Annotated in this window: 21 protein-coding genes, 1 pseudogene and 2 riboswitches; of the genes and pseudogenes, 10 read left to right on the top strand and 12 right to left on the bottom strand. The window is 38.4% G+C overall.

All coding sequences use genetic code 11. The features are described 5' to 3' along the window. Positions 1-264: 264 nt before the first annotated feature. The 5 genes from CEF19_RS11555 to CEF19_RS11535 all read right to left on the bottom strand — a co-directional run bounded on the left by CEF19_RS11555 (position 265) and on the right by CEF19_RS11535 (position 8,051). Complete coding sequence (locus CEF19_RS11555; protein WP_100406185.1) at positions 265-1,566, bottom strand: NCS2 family permease; 1,302 nt, start codon at positions 1,564-1,566, stop codon at positions 265-267. A gap of 168 nt (positions 1,567-1,734) precedes the next feature. Beyond that, positions 1,735-1,836: riboswitch (purine riboswitch) on the bottom strand. Positions 1,837-1,910: 74 nt separating this feature from the next. After that, positions 1,911-3,449, bottom strand: a complete 1,539-nt coding sequence (guaA, locus tag CEF19_RS11550; protein ID WP_100406184.1) for a glutamine-hydrolyzing GMP synthase — start codon at positions 3,447-3,449, stop codon at positions 1,911-1,913. A gap of 92 nt (positions 3,450-3,541) precedes the next feature. Then, positions 3,542-3,643: riboswitch (purine riboswitch) on the bottom strand. Between the two features lie 41 nt (positions 3,644-3,684). After that, positions 3,685-5,883 (bottom strand): transglutaminase TgpA family protein, encoded by a 2,199-nt coding sequence (locus tag CEF19_RS11545; protein WP_227521973.1) that lies wholly within the window; start codon positions 5,881-5,883, stop codon positions 3,685-3,687. Positions 5,884-5,940: 57 nt separating this feature from the next. Continuing rightward, a complete protein-coding gene (locus CEF19_RS11540; RefSeq protein WP_100406182.1) occupies positions 5,941-7,095 on the bottom strand; it encodes a DUF58 domain-containing protein in 1,155 nt (384 codons plus the stop codon). After that, positions 7,092-8,051 carry an AAA family ATPase gene (locus CEF19_RS11535; RefSeq protein WP_100406181.1) on the bottom strand — a complete coding sequence of 320 codons (960 nt, stop codon included), beginning with the start codon at positions 8,049-8,051 and terminating at the stop codon, positions 7,092-7,094. The genes CEF19_RS11540 and CEF19_RS11535 overlap by 4 nt, the downstream gene beginning before the upstream one ends. A 291-nt stretch (positions 8,052-8,342) precedes the next feature. Here CEF19_RS11535 and CEF19_RS11530 point away from each other — a divergent pair, with 291 nt between their 5' ends. Continuing rightward, entirely contained in the window at positions 8,343-9,557 is a 1,215-nt protein-coding gene (locus CEF19_RS11530; RefSeq protein WP_100406180.1) for a DHH family phosphoesterase, read from the top strand. A gap of 104 nt (positions 9,558-9,661) precedes the next feature. On the opposite strand, the gene CEF19_RS11525 is transcribed toward CEF19_RS11530, so the two are convergent. Next, positions 9,662-10,495 (bottom strand): 1,4-dihydroxy-6-naphtoate synthase, encoded by an 834-nt coding sequence (locus CEF19_RS11525; protein ID WP_100406179.1) that lies wholly within the window; start codon positions 10,493-10,495, stop codon positions 9,662-9,664. After that, positions 10,492-11,160, bottom strand: a complete 669-nt coding sequence (locus tag CEF19_RS11520; protein WP_100406178.1) for a futalosine hydrolase — start codon at positions 11,158-11,160, stop codon at positions 10,492-10,494. The genes CEF19_RS11525 and CEF19_RS11520 overlap by 4 nt, the downstream gene beginning before the upstream one ends. Before the next feature lie 136 nt (positions 11,161-11,296). Here CEF19_RS11520 and CEF19_RS11515 point away from each other — a divergent pair. The 5 genes and pseudogenes from CEF19_RS11515 to CEF19_RS11495 form a co-directional block, all read left to right on the top strand. Continuing rightward, positions 11,297-11,528, top strand: a pseudogene (locus CEF19_RS11515) (NAD(P)-dependent oxidoreductase); the annotation flags it as partial. A gap of 148 nt (positions 11,529-11,676) precedes the next feature. Further along, a complete protein-coding gene (locus tag CEF19_RS11510; protein ID WP_100406177.1) occupies positions 11,677-12,087 on the top strand; it encodes a fluoride efflux transporter FluC in 411 nt (136 codons plus the stop codon). 2 nt (positions 12,088-12,089) lie between these two features. After that, complete coding sequence (gene crcB, locus CEF19_RS11505; protein ID WP_100406176.1) at positions 12,090-12,461, top strand: fluoride efflux transporter CrcB; 372 nt, start codon at positions 12,090-12,092, stop codon at positions 12,459-12,461. A gap of 149 nt (positions 12,462-12,610) precedes the next feature. Continuing rightward, positions 12,611-13,228, top strand: coding sequence for a YitT family protein (locus CEF19_RS11500; RefSeq protein WP_100406175.1), 618 nt, complete (start codon positions 12,611-12,613; stop codon positions 13,226-13,228). Positions 13,229-13,323: 95 nt separating this feature from the next. Further along, on the top strand, positions 13,324-14,292 hold the full coding sequence (locus tag CEF19_RS11495) for a tripartite tricarboxylate transporter substrate binding protein (protein ID WP_100406174.1): 969 nt from the start codon (positions 13,324-13,326) through the stop codon (positions 14,290-14,292). 45 nt (positions 14,293-14,337) lie between these two features. On the opposite strand, the gene CEF19_RS11490 is transcribed toward CEF19_RS11495, so the two are convergent. From CEF19_RS11490 to CEF19_RS11475, 4 genes are all read right to left on the bottom strand, one after another. Then, positions 14,338-16,284, bottom strand: a complete 1,947-nt coding sequence (locus tag CEF19_RS11490) for a tripartite tricarboxylate transporter permease (RefSeq protein ID WP_100406173.1) — start codon at positions 16,282-16,284, stop codon at positions 14,338-14,340. Positions 16,285-16,342: 58 nt separating this feature from the next. Continuing rightward, complete coding sequence (locus tag CEF19_RS11485; RefSeq protein WP_100406172.1) at positions 16,343-16,630, bottom strand: hypothetical protein; 288 nt, start codon at positions 16,628-16,630, stop codon at positions 16,343-16,345. A gap of 19 nt (positions 16,631-16,649) precedes the next feature. After that, positions 16,650-17,906 carry an MFS transporter gene (locus CEF19_RS11480; RefSeq protein WP_100406171.1) on the bottom strand — a complete coding sequence of 419 codons (1,257 nt, stop codon included), beginning with the start codon at positions 17,904-17,906 and terminating at the stop codon, positions 16,650-16,652. A gap of 398 nt (positions 17,907-18,304) precedes the next feature. Continuing rightward, positions 18,305-18,493: an allophanate hydrolase-related protein gene (locus CEF19_RS11475; protein ID WP_100406170.1), complete on the bottom strand. Its 189-nt coding sequence runs from the start codon at positions 18,491-18,493 to the stop codon at positions 18,305-18,307. Between the two features lie 164 nt (positions 18,494-18,657). Here CEF19_RS11475 and CEF19_RS11470 point away from each other — a divergent pair, with 164 nt between their 5' ends. Then, positions 18,658-19,428, top strand: coding sequence for an APC family permease (locus tag CEF19_RS11470; protein WP_157800938.1), 771 nt, complete (start codon positions 18,658-18,660; stop codon positions 19,426-19,428). Positions 19,429-19,637: 209 nt separating this feature from the next. Here CEF19_RS11470 and CEF19_RS11465 read toward each other — a convergent pair whose 3' ends face one another. Next, a complete protein-coding gene (locus tag CEF19_RS11465) occupies positions 19,638-20,453 on the bottom strand; it encodes an STAS domain-containing protein (RefSeq protein WP_100406168.1) in 816 nt (271 codons plus the stop codon). A 510-nt stretch (positions 20,454-20,963) separates the two neighbouring features. On the opposite strand from CEF19_RS11465, the gene CEF19_RS11460 reads away from it, so the two are divergent. From CEF19_RS11460 to CEF19_RS11450, 3 genes are all read left to right on the top strand, one after another. After that, on the top strand, positions 20,964-21,827 hold the full coding sequence (locus tag CEF19_RS11460; protein ID WP_157800937.1) for a Cof-type HAD-IIB family hydrolase: 864 nt from the start codon (positions 20,964-20,966) through the stop codon (positions 21,825-21,827). A 387-nt stretch (positions 21,828-22,214) separates the two neighbouring features. Beyond that, entirely contained in the window at positions 22,215-22,667 is a 453-nt protein-coding gene (locus CEF19_RS24110; RefSeq protein WP_319830074.1) for a CBO0543 family protein, read from the top strand. 129 nt (positions 22,668-22,796) lie between these two features. Beyond that, positions 22,797-23,246, top strand: a complete 450-nt coding sequence (locus tag CEF19_RS11450; RefSeq protein ID WP_227521972.1) for a hypothetical protein — start codon at positions 22,797-22,799, stop codon at positions 23,244-23,246. Positions 23,247-23,553 lie beyond the last annotated feature (307 nt).

Here is a 23,553-nt window from a genome sequence, read left to right as displayed (position 1 = left end):
TTATCGAAATAAAACAATCTCTTTTTTTCGCTTGGCTATTGTTCAGTTTTCAAAGAACTTTTTCATCGTCTCTTAGCGACTTTTCTATATTATCAAAGTCACAATCAAGAGTCAACCTTTTTTTCGAAAAATGTTTTCCGTTACCGTAGCAACGAGATTCACTTTACCAGTTTCTTTAAAGAACGTCAACAACTTTTTTCATTTAAAAAGAAAGGTTATCCTAAATGATTTTAAAAAATCTTTTAAGACAACCTCTTGTTTTACCTATTCTGTTAAAAAGACAAAGTATGCTATGAAAACGAAAAACAATACATACATTATAGGATGAACATCTTTCCTTTTTCCTTTTGCAATCATCGTAATTGGATACATGATAAACCCTAACGCAATCCCCGTTGCAATACTATAAGTAAGAGGCATAGCGACGATAGTCAAGAAAGCCGGTACTGCAACCTCGAATTTCTTCCAATCAATTAAACCTAATGAGGTCGCCATCAAGATACCAACAATAATTAAAGCCGCCGCCGTTACTTCTGCAGTTATAACTCCTAATAACGGTGAAAAAAACAATGCCAATAGAAATAAAATTGCTGTGACTACCGATGTAAAGCCAGTACGGCCTCCGGCAGCTACCCCTGATGAAGATTCAATATAAGCAGTTGTAGTCGACGTCCCCAAAATTGCTCCTATTGATGTGGCACTTGAATCCGCCAGTAAAGCTCTGCCTGCACGAGGTAGTTTATTGTCCTTCACATAACCTGCTTGATTCGCTACAGCATAAAGCGTTCCAGCTGTGTCAAAGAAATCAACAAATAGGAATGTTAGAACAACAATAAGTAATTGTACTGTAAAAACACTTCCCCAATCTAGCATAAAAGCTTGTCCAAATGTCGGTGCCAAACTAGGTATTGGACTAATAATTTGATCAGGTATCGAAATAATTCCGAAAACCATCCCCACAATTGACGTCACAATCATCCCGTAAAAAATTCCACCTTTAAAGCCACGAACCATAAAGATAACCGTAATGATAATACCAAATATAGCTAATAATGTTGCTGGTGAATGCATATTACCTAAAGTCACAGCCGTTGCTTCATAAGGAACAACAATCCCAGCACCTTTCAACCCAATAAACGCAATAAAAAGCCCAATACCGGCCGCTGCTGCATATTTCAATTCGGCAGGAATCGCATTAATAATTAATTCTCGAATATTAAACAATGTAATTAAAATAAATATAAGCCCTGAGATAAATACACCAAATAACGCAACTTGCCATTCAATTCCCATTCCGAGCACAACTGAATACGCGAAAAATGCATTTAAACCCATCCCTGGAGCTAACGCGATTGGGTAATTCGCCAATATCCCCATAAGAAGGGTACCAATTGCTGCAGCTAAAGCCGTAGCCACAAAAACTGCCCCTACATCCATTCCTGCGTCACCAAGTACCATTGGATTTACAAATAAGATATAAGCCATAGATAAAAACGTGGTCAACCCTGCAATGCTTTCTCTTCGATACGATGTTCCGTGCTCTTTAAAGCCAAAAAAACGGTTCATTTGACTACCTCCTTATATCTAATAAGTATGTCTTGCTAAGGTTTGAAAGAAAAGCTGCGCAGCAGTCTATTCTCGAATACCTCTTAATAAGACAAAAAGCTTCGAGCGAATATTCTCACGAAGCTTCGACGACACAAAGAAATTAACTCATATATCTCATTTTACCCAAATGGATAATATAAATTCCGTAGTTAAGCTTTTTAAGGTAGCTTAGTAGAGACTCACAGACCATATTCCTGTAATTATACGAAGAGAGCATTTCTTTACAGTCAAATAGTATCAACGTGTCGTTTTTTGTCAATTAAAAACCGAACGTTAATACGTTTTATACAATAATAATTCGTCTATTCCCACTCAATGGTTGCCGGTGGTTTAGAAGTGATATCATAAACTACCCGATTTACGTGCTTTACTTCATTTACAATTCTAGTTGAAATGAGTTCAAGAACATCCCACGGAATACGAGCCCAGTCTGATGTCATGCCATCAATCGATGTAACTGCACGGATTCCCACCGTGTAGTCATACGTTCGAGCATCCCCCATAACACCTACACTTCTCATATTAGGTAAGGCTGTGAAGTACTGCCAGATTTCACGGTCTAATCCTGCTTTTTTTATCTCATCTCGTAGGATCGCATCCGATTCACGAACAATCTCTAATTTCTCATCCGTAATTTCTCCAAGTACTCGAATCCCAAGTCCAGGACCCGGGAACGGTTGACGCCAAACAATTTCATCCGGAATTCCCAGCTCTGTGCCAAGCTTACGAACTTCGTCTTTAAATAGTGTATTTAAAGGCTCGATTAGCTTAAAGCTCATATCCTCAGGAAGTCCACCTACATTATGATGCGATTTAATCGTTTGTGCTGTATCTGTTCCACTTTCAATAATATCTGTATAGAGAGTTCCTTGAGCGAGGAAGTCCATGTCTTTTAACTTTCCTGCCTCTTCTTCAAATACATAGATAAATTCATTTCCAATCACTTTTCGCTTTTGTTCCGGATCTGACACACCGGCAAGCTTCCCTAAGAAACGGTCTTGAGCATCAATTTTTATAAGGTTCATGTTAAACCCTTTACCAAAAGTCTCCATGACACTCTCTGCCTCACCTTTACGAAGCAAACCATGGTCAATAAACATACACGTAAGCTGTTCGCCAATTGCTTGATGAATTAGAACTGCCACAACAGAGGAGTCAACTCCTCCACTTAAAGCACATAACACTTGCTTGTCCCCAACAAGTTCACGAATTTTATTAATTTCGACCTCTACAAAATTACCCATTGTCCAGTCACCTTTGCATCCACAAACCTCAAAAGCAAAGTTCTTAAGCATCTCATCGCCAAATTGAGAGTGTCTCACTTCTGGGTGAAATTGCACACCATATAATTGACGTGCTTCATTACTCATCGCAGCTACTGGACACGATGGATTAAACGCATCAACCACAAATTCCTCAGGCGGAGCCACGATTAAGTCCCCATGACTCATCCAAACCGTCTGTTCAATAGGTAACCCTTCGAATAACTTTGACTGATTTTCGATATTAATTGTAGCTTTACCGTACTCTCGGTGATCAGCGGCTTCCACTTTCCCACCAAAATGTTGCGTCATTAGTTGCATCCCATAACAAATACCGAAAATTGGAATTCCTAAATCAAAAATAGCAGGATCACATTTTGGTGCTCCTTCAACATAAGCACTATTAGGACCACCTGAGAAAATAATTCCTTTTGGATTCATCTCTTTAATTTCTTCAGCAGTCAATTTGTTAGAATGAAGCTCACTGTACACACCCAGGTCACGAATTCGCCGAGTAATTAATTGGTTATACTGTCCTCCAAAATCGAGAACAACAATTATTTCTTGAGTTACTTCCATGTTATCTACACCCTCTACTTATGATTTCAAAAAGCACGTTCATAAAAAAACTAGAATTCACCAAATTGTCCCAGCGACAAAGAAGGCAGAATTCTAGCTTCAACTGCCTTCATAGTCAGATTTTTTACGGCAATCTGGTAGAAACTCTTAGGCCCTATTTCTAAGGATATACGAAGGAGACTTTTATTATTTACTTTTAAACACTGCTACATTTTATCAATGAGCTAAATCATGGTCAAGAAATGATTTTACGAACAAATAATTCCCAACCATTTTTTTGTTCATCCCAACTCAATTTCGAGCTTTTCTGTCCATAAATAATCCGCTCATATTCTACGGTCATTTCATTCATTACGTTCAAGCCAAACATAGCATCTAAGCGTTTAGCATATTCCCTTAGTGTTTCACCAACATTACGTTTATACCCTGAAAATGTTAAAAACCAAAGTAGTCTTTCATAAGCTTGTATGAAGGTTTGCGAATCGCTTTTTCCTTTAAATCTTCTCAACAAGTAAAACTGAACAATTTTTTTATTACGTGCAATTCCAATTAAGGTAGTGGTTACTATTATAGCTAGTAAAATCCAACCGCCGCCAGGAATAGACCATTTCGCTCCTCCCTCAATGAAGGCATCTAACTCAGCTTCCTTCTTTTCCTGCCCAGTAGTTTCTTCGCTATCTTCTAAATCTGAAAAGGCAGGAGAGGCCTCTTCCTCATCTTCTTCTAACCGTTCCATATAAGGGTCGTCTGTTGTGCGGTCAGGCGCTATAAAGTCAAATGCACTCAAGAATCCACGCGTTGGTTCAAAAGGTACCCAACCTACATCTGGAAAGTACACTTCCACCCATGAATGAGCATTGCTATTTGTTACCTGATAAACTGCACGACCATCGTTTAAAACATCAACCTGAGTACCTTGTGTAAATCCTTTAACCCATCGTGCAGGAACGTCAACCGTTCGTAAGAGCACGACCATCGCGGTAGAAAAATTGCCACAGTACCCTCGTTGTGTTTCGAACAAAAATTGGTCTACATAATCTTGTCCTCTTCCCGGAACAGGTACATCTTCTGTTTCGTACGTAAAATCTGAGGAACTGAGAAAACGTTCAATTGCCTTAGCACGGTCATAACGATTATCCATATCACTAACTATTTTCTCAGCCAGCTCCGTAACACGCTCAGGTAAATTTCCAGGTATTTGCGTGTAATAATCAATAATTTCATCAGGGTCGTTTCCATTAACTTTCCTTAACTCTTCCAGAATATAGCTTGGATATACATAATTTAGACGGTAATTCGAAAGGGCTACCCCTGATCCGTCCAGTGAAGTTTCTGCTTTGCCTGTAAACTGATCTACACTCAAATCTACATTCATAATTTGATTTCTAGTAAGCAGATCGCCCGGATAAAAGAGATGCTCGTACTTGGAAAGGGATTCTTCTGCGAACGCAACTTCCGCCTCCAGCCTTTCAACCTCAAAAGCAGGATGGTTTATGCCATCATACCTTGACGATAGTTCCATTGTTTTTGGCGTCGTAACATCCCAGCCATTTCCTGTATAGTAATCTTTTGTTTCTCCACGCCAATAGTGTCCTCGATTTGCCGCCGCATAAAAAACAGGTGTATCGTTGTCAATAAAGCCTCCACCAAGCTTTTGGTCATTGTCCCCGTAACCAATTTGTTGCATTCCCTCGCCTGTACCTGTTCCAAGCCCGACAGCTGCCCTAACAACAGGTACAGGATCGGCCCACTGTGGCTCAGGTTTTGGTAGAAGGAAGCCAAACAACGTTGAAACAACAATAACAAGGGCGAGCATCATTGCCAATCTTACTGGCAATAACTTGGGAGCAGAACCGAGTTTCTCTTGTTCAATCACTCGATACATCGATATAAGTCCTAGCAAGAGAAAGCCTATAATAAATGTACGTATAATCGCATACGTCGCATCATAAACAGTAAACGTATCAATAACGGCTACATACATAATTGTAAAGACAAGAAAGAATAATATTCTTCGCGCTTGAACAATCCAATAGAATAATAGATAGCTCATAATAGCTAGCAGTACAAGAAAGAGAAAACTACGAAACATATCCGTTAAGGCGTACCATTCTCCTCTTATCATTAATAGAACGTTAAACCATAAATCTGAAACGAATAGAGTTATCCATACTTTTGAGAAAAAAGGACCTTGGAAAAACATAAGAAAAATCCCATATGAAGTCACGAGAAATTTAAGACTGCTGGAGACTATAACTGGAAGTTGAAGAAATGTTATTACAAAGTAAGCAATTGTTACGAACACAAACACATGAATAAATCCGGTATCCGTAATTCTCGGTAAAGGTAACAGCCACTCCATTAACAAGAGAAAGCTTAGCCCATAGAGAAAAAAGTCCTTTCCTAAATCAAGCGGTCTCTTTTTTTCAAACACTATTAACACCTCCTTCTATACAGGATCAATTGATGAAACATGGGAGATGATATACCTTTATGCAGAAATCGTATGGATGCTAACACCTAACTTCTCAAGTTGTTCGCAAAGCAGTTGTGAACGCTCTGGTTTTACTACTAGGAAAATCTGTACATTCACACCCTGCATCCGAATCACTTTAAACGTTTCTACTAATCCTTCATTTAATTCAGAACATACGTAATAAACAGTTGAACCGCGCCACTGTTGATACAAACCGTGAATCGTCGGGGCTTCTTTATCTACCTTAGTTACTTGTGCAAACATTTTTAACGCCGAGTTTATTGAATGTTGGTCAGTGTCTACTCTTAACCAATCAGCTCCCCAGAATGCCACTTGTAACGATGGTTGAACCTTAGACAGGGATGCTACAAGTGATGTCGCAAGCTCGACGGTTTTTTCAAAGTGCAAATCTAACGTGTGCCTTTGAAAAGCATCGAAGGCAACAATTACTCTCGAACCACGAAACGATTCAAATTCCTTCGTCATGAGCAGTCCCTTTCTTGCAGATTGCTTCCAGTCTATACTAGATAAGCGGTCTCCCGGAACATAGCCTCTTACTCCTGCTAAGGATCGATCGTCATCAAAAGAATGAGTTGACGCCGTACCCTCTACCACGTCAGCACTATTTGACATAGCGGCATGTTCAATTCTTTGAAAGTATGGGTAGACAAGCACAGAACCTTCACATTTAACAGTGTTTCGTTTTTCGTATAAGCCAAATAAATCTCCAAATACAAGCTCAACTTCCGAAAACACATGCTCTCCCCGCCTCACATCCTTTACCTCATAGGAGAATTTAAGTTGGCGCGAAAAGGTAAAGAAAAACAGGGCCCCCTTTTTCTCATTCTCTCCTAAATTTACAGGAAGTTTATCTAGGACACGAACATAAAAAAAAGGATGTAAGGCCTTCTTTTTTAACGTAAGTTGAATTTGCAATGTTTCACCTGCATTCAAGGTTTCCTTGTTAAACACACGTTCAACTTGAAACCCTCTAAAGGTAAAAAAGGAAACAGCCACAGTTAATCCACTAACAGCAATTACACTATAAAACAAAAACCAACTAACAAAGCCACCCTGAAACATTGCATATGAAAATACAGTAGTAACAAAGATGATAAGGAGAAGATATTTACCGAATATGTTTAACCTACTGCGAAAGTTCTTGTTCACGACGGGGCCAACCTTCTTTGCAATACAGGAATCTCTACTTTTTGATGAACTTCACCAATAATTTCTTCGCCCGTTCTATTCGTCATTTTTGCTTCAGCCGATAAAATCAACCGATGGCCTAGAGTATAATAGGAGAGATGCTTCACATCATCAGGAATGACAAAGTCCCTACCTTGTATAAAGGCGTAGGCTTGCGAGGATTTGAGCAGAGCAATCGATCCACGAGGACTGACGCCGAGTTCCACTGCACGATGCTTCCTTGTTGCCTGTACGAGAGAAACCATGTATTTCTTAATGTGGTCATCCACAAAAACTTTCGACACTTGTCTTTGCCAATCCAATACTTCTTCCGGCGTTACCACTGACTGAACTTGGTGAATTGGATGGTCTTGTTCAATTCTTCGTAAAATTTCTAATTCTTCTTCCTCTGTTGGATACCCAAGTTTAAGCTTTAAAAGAAATCGATCTAATTGCGCTTCTGGCAAAGGGAACGTCCCCGAATACTCTACCGGGTTTTGGGTAGCCATTACAAAGAATGGTTTATCTAACTGAAACGTCTCTCCATCTACCGTGACACTACCTTCTTCAAGGGATTCTAGTAAGGCTGACTGAGTTTTTGGTGAGGTGCGGTTAATTTCGTCCGCTAGAACAATATTAGCCATAATCGGACCTTTTCTGAATTCAAAACACTGCGATTGTTGATTAAATATTGACACACCCGTTACATCCGAGGGAAGCAAATCAGGTGTAAATTGTATCCTCTTAAAGTCTGCACCAAGAGTGCGTGCTATGGCTTTTACCATCATTGTTTTACCAACACCAGGAACGTCCTCAAGCAAAACATGGCCTCCTGCTAATAAAGCAACAAGACTTAATTCCACCTCTTTGCGTTTCCCAACTACAACTCGTTCAATATTGGCAATGACTTCTTCGAGTCTTTCTACAGTATGCTGCATCGTTTTGCCCCCATTCAATAACCATTCTAGTTTCATCATATCATCAATTAGTCCTATTTTACGTTACATTTGCTTTACCAATTAGTATAGTTATTGGTCATATTGGGAAGCTTCACTATAATACTTACAACTAATATCCTTAAATTAAGTTATCGCCTTCCTATTCCCAATTATGTAACGAATTGAAACCTATTTTAGGTTATCTAACTTATCATCTAAAGGTTAAGCTATTCTATTCCATAAAATCACTAAAAAAAGCACATACTACTCCACACAGGGAGGGAAAAGAGAATGCATCGATTATTTACACATAATGATTTAGACGGTGTTGGCTGCGGCATCCTCGCTCGAATTGCTTTTGGCCAAGATACCGACATTCTTTACAATTCAGTTCAAAGTCTCGACACCCAAGTAGCACGACTATTGGAAAGACATCCCATCGACGATATTATTTGGATTACAGACCTTTCAGTAAATGATGAAAATGCTTCTAGGCTTGAAGCATTTTCTACGAGGGAGGGTTCTGTAAATCTCATCGATCACCATAAAACTGCGCTTCACTTAAACGACTATTCGTGGGGTCATGTTCGTGTTGAAGAAGAGGATGGACGCCTAGCATCAGCGACCTCGTTATTTTATGACCATCTTGTTAAGAAGAAGCTAATTCAAATATCTTCATCTATAGAAGAGTTCGTTGAACTCGTTCGCCAATGGGATACTTGGGAATGGGAAACAAACCAAAATTTTGAGGCGAAGCGTTTAAATGACTTGTTTTTTTTACTTGCAATAGATGAATTTGAAGCACGCATGGTCAAACGACTCCAAGAAAACGACCATTTTAGCTTTGATGAGTTTGAACAACAAGTATTAGATATGGAAGAAACAAAAATTGAACGTTATATTCGAAGAAAGCGACGTGAGCTTGTTCAAACCTTTATAAACGAACAGTGTGTCGGCATTGTTCACGCGGAGTCTTATCACTCTGAACTCGGAAATGAGCTTGGAAAAGAAAATCCACATCTTGACTATATTGCTATCCTAAATGTTGGTGGAAAGAAAATGAGCTTCCGTACAATTCATGACCATATTGATGTTTCCGATGTCGCCAAGCGTTATGACGGCGGGGGTCACGCAAAAGCATCCGGGGCAGTTCTAACCGAGGATGCCTACAATCGGTTCATCGCTGAAGTCTTTCCTCTAACTCCACTTAGAATCGATGCTCATCGCAACCACTTTAATACGAAAAATTCTCGAAATGGCACGTTATATCATTCCGTCAATCAGGGGATTTTCTTCATCTACCAATTAGGCCAAGAACAGTGGGTACTTGAAAAAAACGAAAAGATCCTCCAGTCGTTTTCTTCATTTGAAGATGCCGAGTACCATATCAAACGTCACCATCAGGCTGCATTAACACGAGATGATAAATACGTTGAATATCTTTCAAAGGTGACAATTCGAGAAAAACAACAGCATGCAAAAAACGAGCTAAAGACTTCGCCTTAACTCTAATAAATCAACTCAACTAATTTTCACATTGTATACGTTACCAAATCAAATTAGGGTGTCTCAATGATTAGTTTCTAATCTCAGAGTCACCCTATTATCCTTTACCTACGTAATAATTTAAGATCAAACTCTGGGACAAGCCCTTCCTTAATGGCACGTCCCAGCAATGCATCTACAGCTGCAAATCCTTCTGTTCCTAAATCTCCTGTATATTGGTTTACATATAAATCAATATGCGATTGAGCCACGTCTAAAGATAATTCCTGCGCGTGTTGCATAACATATTCACGTGAGACTTTTGGATTGGCCCACGCATACTCAACTGAATGCCGGACCCACTTAGTTATCTCCTCGACATCCAGCGAACGATGAGCAATAATGGCACCAAGAGGAATGGGTAGCTTTGTATCCTCTTCCCACCAAACGCCCAAATCTTTTAACTGACTGAGTCCATAATTCTGATAAGTAAACCTGGCTTCATGAATAACTAAACCTGCATCTATTTTCCGGTCACGAACAGCAGGCATAATTTTATGAAAAGGCATAACAATGATCTCACCCACACCACCTGGCACATGCTTTGCTGCCCAAAGCCTAAACAGTAAATAGGCAGTTGATCGTTCGCTTGGGACGGCTACTCTTTTTCCAGATAAACTCGCTGGGTCTATCGTTTGATCAGCCGTTAATACTAGAGGTCCACACCCTCTTCCAAGAGCTCCTCCACAAGGGATGAGAGAAAAGTCTTTAACTACCCATGGTAAAGCAGCATAGGAAATTTTTTGAACCTCAGGACCTCTCCCTTCCGCTGCCCATTGATTTGTTAAATTAATATCTGCATACGTAACATCAAGTGCGGGAGCCCCTTTAATTAAGTTGTGTACCCACGCATGAAACACAAAAGTGTCGTTTGGACAAGGTGAAAAGGCAATATTCATCTTAGCACCTCCGCAAAAACAGAGCTAGCTGACTCTAAAGCCGCTAATGCTTCTTGTAATCGCCACGCCTCACGGTCACGTGGTCCAACCATATTAGAAATCGATCTTACTTCACAAACAGGGATTCCAGCTTGCTCAGCAGCTACGGCAACACCGTACCCTTCCATCGCTTCCGCTACAGCTCCCGGAACTCTAATTGCTAACTCCTCAGCAGTTGTTGAAGTTCCTGTTACTGTTGATAAAGTAAGGATGGGGCCTTTACTAATTTCTAGCTTTTTTTCTGTTAACCGTTGAACCAACGAATCGACCAGCCTATCCTCAACACGAACCCGGGATTTCGTTAATTTTAAATCTTCAATACTTTGAAAACCTTCAGATGTTTCTGCCCCTAAATCTGCTGCAACGATTTCCGTTGCAACCACTAGCGATCCGACGGTTGCCTTCCCTGAAAATCCACCAGCAATCCCAGCATTTATCACACAATTATAGGGACGCGTCGCAGTGGCTAGTAGGACTGCCGTATTAGCAGCGGCTGCCGCAATCCCAACACCTACAACCTCGACCTGCACACCTTTAACTTGTCCTAATCCACGCAATACTGCTTCCTTTTCAGCCAAAACGGATGTGACGATAAGCATCGTGGTCTCTGAATCATCTTTTATCATTATGGTTACCCCTTTTAAATTATGACGGTCTACTTACAGTCTAATATAATAAAGATTTTGTTTCTAGTAATGTAAACATACAAATCACGTTTCTTTTGAATAAGGTAGGGTACCACTATTTTTAGGAGGTTTGTTTATGTATCCTCTCTATCCTTATTACTCCGAAAAGAAAGTACTCAAGACCATACCAATCCCTCCACAATCCCAAAACCAACAGCCTGGATTAGAATATCTTATGAACCCACTACCGATTTCTGAGAATGAAAACTATTTAGGATCTGGAAAATTATATAATTAAAGTAGCTATTTTTACTGGGGGCGATAGCGGTATAGGTAAAGCGGCTGCCTTAGCGTTTGCCAAAGAGGGAGGCGGGCGATGTCTTTAATCATTCTTAAGTGAGCTTATGTAGCTTAAGGATTGCTGTGCTATGATTAAGAAGAAATCATCATCGCTTATACTACAGAAATCTTTAACAATTTCTATTAATTTGTAGAAGAAAGGTTGGATGGTTTCTCTTGACTAACAGCTGGAAAAATGTGATATCTATCGGTATTGGCGCAGTACTCGGAACGTTGGGACGATACTTCTTGAATCTTACCATGCTCGAAACAGGTTACCCATTTGGAACGATCCTTGAAAACCTTACCGGAAGTTTTATCTTAGGTTTTCTCACGGCATGGTTTTCATTCCTTATCCCGAGAGAATGGCTGAAAGTTGGCCTTGGTGTAGGGCTTTGCGGCAGCTTTACGACAATGTCAACGCTCGCAGCCGATGCAACGTTCCTTTTTTATACATACACTCCTTTTCAATCAGCTCTTTATGTCTTCGGCTCAATGTTCGGTGGCGTTCTACTTGCTTTAATTGGGTTTCTTGTGGGTTCAATCCTTGCCAAGAAATATAAACATCGTAGGAAGGAAGTGACGTAAAGGTGAATATTCTATCACTCGCCATAGGTGGTGCTACAGGTGCTATTCTACGTTATCTTATCGGACTAGCTTTAATGAGACGATACCCTAATCCACCCTTCCCTATTGCCATGCTGTTCGTTAATCTAGTAGGAGCTTTCGGACTCGGAGTCTTCTTTAATCTCTATTATGGTTCCATTCCCTTATCCCCGTATAAAGATCCTCTCTTTTTACTCATTGGTATTGGCTTCTTTGGTTCCTTTACAACATTCTCGACGTTCAGTGTTGAGGCGACCCAGCTTTATATGAAGAAAGAGTGGCAAAAGCTAACGGCCTATGTTGTACTAAGTATTTTTGGTTCTCTTGTTTGTTTTTTGGGAGGGTTTAGTATTTAATCCTCCTTTGGTTCCATTGAAATAACTCATAATTCCACCCCGCCCCTAATACATTAAGAATTAGAGTGGTACAAGTCCAACTTAAAAAGGGTGTATTGAATGGGGATTAAAATAGCCACAAAGATTATTAAAATACATGTAAATAAAATATGAACAGTTCTATTAGATCATATTTCATTATAGCTTTGGGTGGGGTTTTGCAAGGTCTGGCGATGGCCCTATTTCTTTTCCCTCATTCCATACCATCAGGGGGAGCAGCGGGGTTAGCTGTATTAATTAATTACTGGTTTAATATCCCTCTCAGCTTTGCTCTTTGGTTTGTTAACTTTTCCTTACTTGTTTTAGCGATTAAATGGTTAGGTAATTCTAGTGCGCTAGGAACAATGTTTGGGATTTCAATTACATCTCTCAGCATTTATTATTTTGATTTGATCAAGTACATGCCGATCACGAATGTATGGATTGACTTAGTCATCGGATCCCTAATATTAGGTTGCGGAGTTGGGATTCTTTTAAGACAAGATGTCTCAAATGGTGGGATGGGAGTTCTTGCGCTGATCTTTTCAAAACACCGTCAAATTCCACCAGGAAAACCCCTTCTCTTATTAAATGGGTCTATATTTATTTTAACCGCCTCGATTATTGATTGGCATATCGTAATTCAAGCACTCATTTCCCAGGGGATAGCTACAAGGGTTGTGGATATCATCTATAACGTGAATGTATCATTGTCTAAACCACTGTTGATGGGTTGGCGAAAAAAATAATTTATTTGTTTTTATTAATTAAAGTAGACAACATTTAAAGATTACATCTCACACATACTTATTCAATAACTCTCAAATTGAAGGGTGTGTGCAGCATGGCTAAAATCAAGGTTGTCCCTGTTTTTGTATTTCTATGTTTATTGTTTCTGGTGGGATGCTCTTCACAAAATGGAACCGACGATTTTCCGAATAACAGCATTCAACTAATTGTTGCCTTTTCCCCAGGTGCAGCGACCGATACTCAGGCTCGTATCATCTCAAAATATGCTAGTGATTATCTAGGTCAAGAGCTGGTCATTGTAAATAGACCTGGTGGTGGAGGGCAAGTAGGTTGGAATCATTTTTCAACAGTTAACCCCGACGGTTATACACTAGCAGCCTATAATTTACCACATATTATTACCCAACCCCTCGTAGGACAAACAGCTTTTGAAATCGATACATTTGAACCTCTAGTAAATTGGGGCGGCGATCCGACGGTCTTTGCGGTTCGTAGTGATAGTGACATGAACGATTTAAATGCATTTATTTCAAAGGCTGAAGAAGCCCCAGGTCAACTAACAATTGGCCATGCCGGGAAATTTGTAGGTCAGCATTTAGCAATATTGCTACTAGAGAATGCAGCTAATATCTCAGTAGAAGATGTTGCATTTCAAGGCGCCTCTGATGCCATAGCCTCCTTACTTGGAGAACATACAGATATCGTAGCAGGAAACCTTTCAGACATCTATCGCCTTGGTGATGAAGTAATTCCTTTAGCTATAGCTACAGATGAGCGACACCCCTTTTCTCCAGACGTTCCTACATTTTCGGAACTAGGCTACCCAGAAGTCATTATGAGTACCGATCGTGGAATTGCAGCTAAGAAGGGAACACCACCCGAGATTATTGATAAATTAGAAGAAGCGTTTTTACACTTATTGGAGGATGAGGAATTTTTAAAGGAAATGGAAGTGGCCGGAGCTGATATGCTAATTATGAATCGAGAAGAAGTTTTGGAAGATATAAGGAAACGAACAAATGAGTATCAAATTCTTTTAGAATCGATAGACGTAACAAACTAATAAATGTGTGTCCCAAGCACCAGATTGCAACTTTGGGACACACACTTAATAGAAAAGAGTTGGTAAAGGAACTTTAAGAAAAACAGAAAAGATGATGTATAAAATGATGGTAAACAATACTGAAACGATTCCAACGTTTAACAACTGGACACGACTTCTTTCTTTATAATAAACAAAAAGAGGAACAATGAGCATAAGAAATAACACTTGAAAATAAAATCCTATAAGGCTCATTGATAGGCTTACAATTAAAACCATTCCAATTAAGACTATAAGAGATAACGATCGTTTTATAGGCTGTTCTTTTTCACTTCTAACTGATTTCAAGACTTCCATGGAAACTAATATCATCATAAAGCTGAGGATCACTTGAGGAAAAAACCGTTGTTCAAACGGCATCCCTGATATAAACAAAAAGAATACTAAAAAGATACTGCCTATAATTATCCAACCCCCGGTTGAGCTAGTTAGGACAAATTTGGAAACCATATCTTGCCAAGAAGAATAACACTTTCTATGCTTAATGCTTCGAAGAACTGATAGCAAAACCGTTAGCATAATGAAGGAGAACAAAAGAATATTCCAGGTTCCAGTAAAAAAATGAGCTATTGCTGAACCTTTAGCCCCTCCAATTTGAAGTCCCTGTAACAGTCCTTCCTCTGCAATAGGCCCTAAAATAAACCCTAAAGCGATAGGTGCAGCTGAAAATCTAAACTTTTGTAAAATAAACATAGCGATTCCGAAAATAACCATTGTCGAAACATCGAACGTACTATTTTGTGTTGAAAATGCACCAATGATTGATAAGGATAAAATAATTGGCACCATGAAATAGATGGGGATATTGACCAATCTAATCATATACCTTATCATAAATAACCCTACAATCAGCAAAAGGATCTGTGCCGCAACCATGCTATAAATAAAGGTGTATGCTACATCTGCATGATCAACAAAGAGGTTTTTCCCAGGCCATATTCCGTGAATAAGCAATCCACCTAAGAAAATAGCTGCTGTTGGAGATCCTGGTATCCCTAAAGTTAATAGTGGGATTAACGAACCCCCGACCATTGCGTTATTGGCACTTTCCGATGCAATGACTCCTTGCTTTTCACCTTTTCCAAATGCTTTTTTGTTTTTTGAGAATCGCTTTACTTCATTGTAGGCAAGGATACTTGCAATATTTCCACCCGCTCCGGGAATCATTCCTACAAACGCCCCAACACCGCTCCCCACAATAACAGCTTTTGGCTTTTTCAACACATCAAAGAAAGATTCTATGACCGACGATTTTTTTTGATTAATTGGCTTTCTTATTTGGTTATCTGATAAATATAAATCCTCAATCATTCGTAACCCCTGAGGTAGAGCGAATAAGCCTATTAGAACAGCCACAATGTGAAAACCACCTATCAGACTATCCATACCAAACGTGAATCGAGCTGTACCGGTTACTGTATTGATTCCTACAAAAGAGAGAAAAATCCCAACGCATCCTCCCAGTAGGTTCTTGGAAACTTCTCCATCAGAAATTGCTGCGATCACTGTCACACCAAAAATCGCAATCCAAAAGCTTTCTGTTGGGCCAAATCTTAAGGAAAATTCTGAAAGCACAGGTGCAAAAAAGACCAGTAATATCATTCCAACTAACCCGCCAATGACAGATGAAATTGTTGACAACTCGAGAGCTTTTCTAGCCTCTCCTTTTCGAGTCATAGGATACCCATCAAATGTCGTAGCTACCGATGCTGGTGCCCCGGGTACATTAAATAGAATCGCTGGAATAGATCCACCAAATACACTACCGCAGTATATCCCTCCTAGTAATATTAACCCTTCCGTCGGGCCTAGAGAAAAGGTGAAGGGTATCGTTAGAGCAACACCCATCGTTGGGGTCAAACCCGGTAAGGCACCAACGAAAATCCCAAGTATCAACGCAACAACCAAAATGAGGAGATACTGGAACTCAAATAATTGAATAAAAATATCCATATCCTAATCCTCCATTTTCAAGACTAGGATATGATATTCACCTATTTTAAAATATGTGTTATTCCTTCTTCTCTGCTTCTAGTTCAACTTTTTTCCCACCTACTGTTAAGTATGAGTAAACTTCTAATTCTGGCTTTAATTTAGTTAGACCCTGTAAGTATGGCTTCACCAAATCTTTAAAGTCCTCATTTACACCCTCATCTTCAAGCTGTCCATATACATAGATTTTCTTCTTCTCGTCGTTCATTAAAAATGCCATATACCCCATTGGCTTATTTTCATCAGAAACAACATTTAATACCTGAGCATCCTCATTTATAAATTCTGGAGAAAAGTAAATTTGCATCGATTGGCCCTCCTAAAGTTTATTCTGTCGTCAGTTGCAATTTTTTAAATAACGTATTAGAAGCTTCGTCTTTTGACCCTTCTTTGTGTTTAACATGAATGAATAACAAACATAGGATCCCGAGCAAGAAAGTTAACCCCGCTGTAGTTAGGAACATTCCGGTTCTTGACCAGTTCATTAATGTTTCAAAAATGGGCGGTCCAGCAGCAACCCCCAAAAACCGAACCGATCCATACAAGGAGGTAACGAATCCTCTTCGTTCCTTTCCAACGGATCCTGTAATAAGACTATTTAGACAAGGAAGAACTAAACCTGTCCCAATGCTACTAATTACAAGAATCCCAATAAATGCAACAAGATTTGTAAAGAAAACCAACGTTGCAAACGAGATGGTCATCATAGTAAAACCTAAAACAATCATTTTCTTCATACGGTTTAAGTCTTTTCCAATTTTACTCCCTGTAATAAATGAAGTCGTCATCATGAATAGTAAAGGGATTGCTAAAATTGCTCCTTTAGGTACTCCATCGATTGTATAAGTTGTTTCTAGTACATCGGATAAGTAAAACAAAATCCCGAATAACGTGAACAGACAGGTGGCACCTGCAAGGTATGCGGTAAAAAGCCATCTCCCCTCATGTTTAAATACTGTGAACAACCCCTTAATATATTTCCCTAACGGTGGTGGCTCTTTCGTCTTCTTTTTTTCCTTCACAAAGAAGCCTGTTAACAATAATGAAATAAGTACAAACACTGGAAATCCCCAGAAGGGCCCGTACCAGACTAATAATGCCAAAAGAGAACCAACAATTGGAGAAAGAACTTTCCCAAATCCATTGGAGGCTTCGACAAGACCTAATACTTTACTTTGCTCTCCCCCCTTAAACAAGTCCCCTGTTAAGGCCATAGCTATTGGTGCTGTCCCAGCAGCCCCAATACCTTGCAATGCACGGCCTATCATTATCCACAAGAAGGGACTATTAAACCAAGCTGCCGCTGCCCCTGCTAATAATCCTCCAGCCCCGTAGATTGCCAAAGCAGGAATAATGATGGCTTTCCTCGAAAAGCGATCGGACAAATAACCTAATATAGGGATTGATATTGCTGCTGTTACTGAGAAAATGGTTATCGTTAAACTAGCCTGAAAAGCAGTAACACCTAACTCGGATTCCATCCTTGGTAAAATCGGAATTAACATTGAATTACCCAAGGTCATAATAAGTGGTATGGAACCGATAGCTAGAATAACCAATCCTTTTTTAGTTTTATTCGCCATTAGTCACCACAGCTCCTTAAATAGTTCTACGTTGTTGTTTAGAAAAGCATTTTGATATTTTGTCCCGAAACCGACAAAATATGAATCAAAAACAAAGAAAAATTCTCGGAAAATATAAAAAAACCTCCCAAAAGTTCAAGTGAACTAAAGAGAGACTTATCTAAAATAAGGCCATTGAAAAACCACTTGAAAGTATTTCGAGGAAGTAGTAATGGCTTCACCCGTTGCGCGCCTTGCTATTTAGAAAACCACTCATAGCAAGGCTTTTCAAAACTGGGCAACGGCTCCGCGTATTACTAAGAGGCCACTGAAATAGGAAAAGCACCCTTTTCAGTGGCCTCCCAAAATTGCGCCCCTTTTATTCCTCATGAATAAGCCTTCAACACTTCAGAAATCCATCACAATACAGTCTTACTCCTCAGCAATAGATTCTTCCAACCACCTGATGCTGTAATATCCTCGGCATTCTCTGCCGCGTACGCTTCACAAACAAACCCAGGAACCTCCGAACCATCCAACTCGACTTTTCCAATCCCAAGCGGAGCTGAAATGGATGCTGCAAACACACCAAATTGTGAAACTGACATTTTCCAAATCTCTAATTGAATTGCACCACCTCCGTTTTGTTTTTTTAATCAAACCAGGTTTTGCAGGGCTGAAGGTAACTTAATCATTTGATATTTAGGGGCAGTACTTGCCTCATGTGGTAGCACCACATTCCTTCATTTGCTTTTCTAACGGAAACCCTTTCATGTGTAAGCCACAGACTGCAACTAACGTTGGTACTGGAACCATTTTTTCTTTGCAACCTTTTCTTAATACAGATATGTCCCTCTCAATCGTATTAGCAGGGGCCTCCATTGTAATCTTCTCTTTTCTAGGTTTCGACACGATGACCACTCTCTCTGAAGAAACAATTAATCCAAAGAAAACGATTCCGAAAGCAATTTTTATTATGATTGCAATTGTAGGAGACTTGCACGTGACAACCTCATACTTCGTTCAATTAATTGTTCCTAACTTCACATTCGAAAATCCAGATTCTGCTTCAATTGAGTTGGTTAGTGTCGTTGGCGGAAGTTTCTTAAGCTCGTTATTTATTACTGTTTTAATTGCTGCTATCTTCACCCAAGGGCTAGCTTCTGTCACAGCCGTTTCACGACTGCTTTACGTTATGGGACGTGACTCAATTTTACCTATTAAATTTTTTGGTTACATTCATCCAAAGTATAAAACACCTGTGTTAAATATCGCCTTCTCCTCTATTATTTCTCTCTTAGCAATTTTCATTACCATTGATGCAGCTTTGAGATTTGTGAATTTCGGAGCCTTAACTGCCTTCTTCTTTGTTAATTTATGCGTCATCACCCTCTACTTTTCGAATAAACAAAAGCAAACTACTCGCTCACTGAAAAGTGTTACGGTTAATCTACTTTCTCCTCTTGTAGGGGCTGCTTTTATTGCGTGGTTGCTATTCTTACTAGATTTCCCAACCCTTATAGGTGGCTTTGTATGTTGTTAATTGGCATGACCTATCTTGGGTATTTAACAAAAGGATTCAAGCGTTCTTTACCAGATTTGGGTAGTGAGCAAATTGAGATACCAGACGAAGGGAAAAAGGCTGTATAAAACATTTTACTATTTTATAATAATTAAAAAAGAATCACTTCCTCATTATAGCGGAGTGATTCCTTTGTATTGCTAACTTGTTATTAAATCATCTTGAAGGTATTATTCAATGTATTCTAACGCCTTCTGGACATTTGCAAAAGTCGGGATATTTGCAAGACTAATTCCAGCCTTAACAGCTGTTTTAGCAATGTCAGGACCTATACCAGTTGCAATAACTTGTATCCCTATTAGATTAATCATATGTCCAATTTGATGTAAATAAAGTGCAATTTCCTTATCGATAGTTAAAATTGCTGTAAAATTCACAATAACATAATTAACTCGCATTTCCGCTATTTTGGGAACAACTTGCTCCATAATATGCTTAGCCTTGAAATGATCTATGTCCCCAATTAGAGGAAGAATAACAATACCCTCCTTTACTGGTACAATTGGTGCTGATAGATGGGCTAACTCCCTTTGTGTTTCCTCCTTATATTGCTCAGAAAGACGTTCAAATCCACAAACTGTTTCATTAAGACTCAAATCCAACATAGCGTTCATACGTTTTATAACAAAAGCATGTTCTTGCAAGGTGACCCCACACTCTAAACTAATCCTGGTGATAACATCTGTAAATATGACCCTTGTAGGAGGATAACGGACAACGATTTCTGAAATTTTCCCTTGTGGGATAACTTGGCTTATTGCATTTTTTTTACTCCATTCAATAAGAAACAGAGGGATTTTCTCCTCATTCCTGCCAATAGACTCTCCTAAAAAAACCATAAACCCTATATACATAGTGATTGCTTGATTTTTTTCCGTTTCAGGGATTTTCAATTCCATACCTTGAATAACACCTTCAACGATTTCTAGAGCCAGGGCATTCGCATGTGCAATTAAGTAGTCTGATACTTTCAGAATCGGAGTCATATTATTCTCTCCTTTGTTTTTTCTTTAACGGTACCAAAAATTACTCATTTTTACCATACTCCTTTGATAAAAGAAAGATCGATTTAATTCTATCGTATTGAAATTAATAGACCTTGTTTTCCAGTGTTCTACCGATATTACTCTAAATCAAAATATAGTATAAGATTATCGAAATGAAGCTTCTCATGGTGAAGCTTCTTAATATAATTTAATCCAATTTCTGACCATTTGATTCAATTACTTGTTTATACCAATGGTAGCTCTTTTTTTGTACCCTCTTCAACGATCCGTTCCCAACATATCCCCCCGAACCACCAACCTTATTTGTTTAAGTTACCAATAGTTGCATCTTCAATCCTTCCAATTTCGAAGTGCTTTTTATTCACTGTCATATTGCAAAATTTAATCACATACCTTATGATGTTCCATAAAACTATCATATACCTTCAATTGTTTATTGCCTTATTTCTACTTTCATCAAATAAAAATAAAGTGTTAAAGGGGAAACTTATGAAATTAATCGCGACAGACTTAGATGGTACGTTACTAAATGAAGCAAATGAAATTAGTGTGGAAAATGCTTCAGCCATTCGAAAAGCACAGCAACTTGGAATAACGGTAGTTATTGCTACTGGAAGAAGCTATGAAGCTGCCTTAAAACCATTAGCAGATGCCAGTTTAACATGCCCTATCATCTGTTTAAACGGTGCTCAAATCTATTTAGAAAACGGTGAATTGATTCGCAATATCCCCTTAGACAAAGTTGCATGTGAAAAAATAATTGAAGCTTGTGAGAAAGAATCCGTTTATGTTGAGGCTTTCACGAGTCATGGAGGCTTTTCTATTAGCAGGGAGGAGTTTATCAGAATCCTCGTTAACATTATGAAAATCCATTATCCTACTTTAAGTACTGATACAGTTAATGAAAGAATGAAGCAGCGTTTTCAGGACGAGAAAATTGAAATCATTGAAGATTTAAATTTAATCATCAATAATGAGGATATTAATATCTATAAATTTCTAGCATTTTCCCTTGAAGACCATGATTTAGAGAATACCCGCAAACAATTAGAAAAAAATGAAGATATCAACATTACTTCTTCAGGACATATGAACCTAGAATTTAATCACCCAGATGCTAACAAAGGAAGGGCTTTATCGATTTATGCAGATAAGTTAGGAATTGAAATGAAAAATGTGATGGCTCTAGGTGATAATTTCAATGATTACAGCATGTTACAACTAGCAGGGTTAAGTGTCGCCATGGAAAATGGGGATCCCGCAATTAAAGAACTATGTGATTACACGACAAAAGCAAATACAGAACATGGTGTTGCTTTTGCAATTGACAAAGTGCTAAAAGCGCTTGTTTAATTTATTTTACAATAGTAGTACCCTAGAACACTCAGAAAATAATTTCATAATATAAAAGCAGCATAAATAGATGACCCCAACCAATTCAGCTTTTTAATTAGAGAAAAAGTAAAAAACGTCAACCTTGATAAATCAAGAGTTGGCGTTTTTTTGTGGAATTATCACATTAATCCGCCCCTATGGAGACAAAAAATTCTTGAGTTTTACATTTTAAATACCTATCAGGTTATTCTAATTAGTAATTAACAGTTAAGTGAGGGATTTAATTGACAAACCAAGAAAAGATGTTGGATAAAATCACCGAGAAACAGCAAGATTTAGCAAGTAACTGGAGCACGTATTGGACCGATTTTTCTTCATTTTCCACATAGGAATTTTGGTTTAATCTTGTCATGTTCATTCTTCCACTTATTATTATCTACTTCACAATCGATAGAAAAAAAGCCTTACATATCGGTTTTTTTTGGATTTAATGTTCATGTATGGTTTGGATATTTCGACGCGTTCGGCACAAGACAAGGATACTGGACGTATCCTCACCAAATGTTCCCGTTTATTCCAAATAGCCTTGGAATGGACGCCTCACTTGTTCCTGTATTATTTATGCTGGTGTATCAGTGGTGTATAAATAAAAATAAAAATTATTATCTCTATACCCTTATCTTAAGTGCAATTCTTTCGTTTTTACTTAAACCTATTTTCGTCGCTCTTAACTTGTTTAAGTTTTATATGGGGACTAATTATTTTCACTTGTTTTTAACCTATATTGTAATCATTGTGCTTTCCAAACTTATTACAAATTTATTCTTGTTCTTTCAAAAAGAAAGTAATCTGTATTGATACTATGTTCTTTTATCTATTACAAAACTTGTAGAAGAAGAATCAATTTCAATAATTATTTTTCTAATTAAGTATCTGCTCAATTGAAATTCCACATACTATTCATTAAATAATTCAATGAGTTGGGATGTGGGTATTATTAATGAAATAATAATGAGGCTGTTATTTTTAATTCCATGGTTTTCTTTACTATTCATTGGTCAATCCAGTCTTAAAAGATTTTTACCAGTAGCTTTGTTTGTAACAGTTATAAACACCTTAGTTTATCAGGCAGCGTACCACTATAATTGGTGGCGTGAAGCCGACCTATTTGGTTGGGATAAGGTTGCTAATGTCCCTTGGGTATATAGTGCCTACTTAGTAGCAACTATCTGGATTTTTAAATGGACATACGGAAGATTTAAACTTTATTTAATTGTAAATTTAGTTTTAGATGGTGCATACATTTATCTATGGTATCCAATTCAGGAAAAACTGGGGATGGCTTCAGGAGAAATGTCACCACACACCACCTATGGAATAATGATTGCGGTTGCACTTCTAATATACCTTTTTCAAGTTTGGTTGGAGAAAAAATAATTTCTTAATACATTGTTACCATGACATAGTTCTTACCACTGAATGACAAAGAATGTAGCAGTAAATGCCACGCTGTTTACCTGTCTTGAAAGACGAAGAACTCAAATTATGAAATTTACTCAATTGTGTTAACAACAAGTTAGCATTTTCAAGCAAAAGTGTGTTGCCGTGGTTCATACTTTGCTAGTAATCATCACTAAATAAATCCGCATTATTTTGATCGTTTTATCCAGCTTGAAGATTTCTTCTACACTGACACCGTCCCGAATTTTGTCGATTATTATATTATCCTAAGAATTCTTTTACA

Origin of the sequence: Bacillus solitudinis (assembly GCF_002797395.1) — a bacterium.
Taxonomy (GTDB): Bacteria; Bacillota; Bacilli; order Bacillales; family Bacillaceae_D; genus Halalkalibacter_A; species Halalkalibacter_A solitudinis.
This window is presented reverse-complemented; position numbering and strand designations above follow the sequence as displayed.

Excerpts from the sequence above, each read along its gene's own strand:
- CEF19_RS11555 (WP_100406185.1), bottom strand. The coding sequence starts at position 1,566 with ATGAACCGTTTTTTTGGCTTTAAAGAGCACGGAACATCGTATCGAAGA.
- guaA (WP_100406184.1), bottom strand. The coding sequence starts at position 3,449 with ATGGAAGTAACTCAAGAAATAATTGTTGTTCTCGATTTTGGAGGACAG.
- CEF19_RS11535 (WP_100406181.1), bottom strand. The coding sequence starts at position 8,051 with ATGCAGCATACTGTAGAAAGACTCGAAGAAGTCATTGCCAATATTGAA.
- CEF19_RS11530 (WP_100406180.1), top strand. The coding sequence starts at position 8,343 with ATGCATCGATTATTTACACATAATGATTTAGACGGTGTTGGCTGCGGC.
- CEF19_RS11525 (WP_100406179.1), bottom strand. The coding sequence starts at position 10,495 with ATGAATATTGCCTTTTCACCTTGTCCAAACGACACTTTTGTGTTTCAT.
- CEF19_RS11520 (WP_100406178.1), bottom strand. The coding sequence starts at position 11,160 with ATGATAAAAGATGATTCAGAGACCACGATGCTTATCGTCACATCCGTT.
- CEF19_RS11500 (WP_100406175.1), top strand. The coding sequence starts at position 12,611 with ATGAACAGTTCTATTAGATCATATTTCATTATAGCTTTGGGTGGGGTT.
- CEF19_RS11495 (WP_100406174.1), top strand. The coding sequence starts at position 13,324 with ATGGCTAAAATCAAGGTTGTCCCTGTTTTTGTATTTCTATGTTTATTG.
- CEF19_RS11490 (WP_100406173.1), bottom strand. The coding sequence starts at position 16,284 with ATGGATATTTTTATTCAATTATTTGAGTTCCAGTATCTCCTCATTTTG.
- CEF19_RS11485 (WP_100406172.1), bottom strand. The coding sequence starts at position 16,630 with ATGCAAATTTACTTTTCTCCAGAATTTATAAATGAGGATGCTCAGGTA.
- CEF19_RS11480 (WP_100406171.1), bottom strand. The coding sequence starts at position 17,906 with ATGGCGAATAAAACTAAAAAAGGATTGGTTATTCTAGCTATCGGTTCC.
- CEF19_RS11475 (WP_100406170.1), bottom strand. The coding sequence starts at position 18,493 with ATGTCAGTTTCACAATTTGGTGTGTTTGCAGCATCCATTTCAGCTCCG.
- CEF19_RS11470 (WP_157800938.1), top strand. The coding sequence starts at position 18,658 with ATGTGTAAGCCACAGACTGCAACTAACGTTGGTACTGGAACCATTTTT.
- CEF19_RS11465 (WP_100406168.1), bottom strand. The coding sequence starts at position 20,453 with ATGACTCCGATTCTGAAAGTATCAGACTACTTAATTGCACATGCGAAT.
- CEF19_RS11460 (WP_157800937.1), top strand. The coding sequence starts at position 20,964 with ATGAAATTAATCGCGACAGACTTAGATGGTACGTTACTAAATGAAGCA.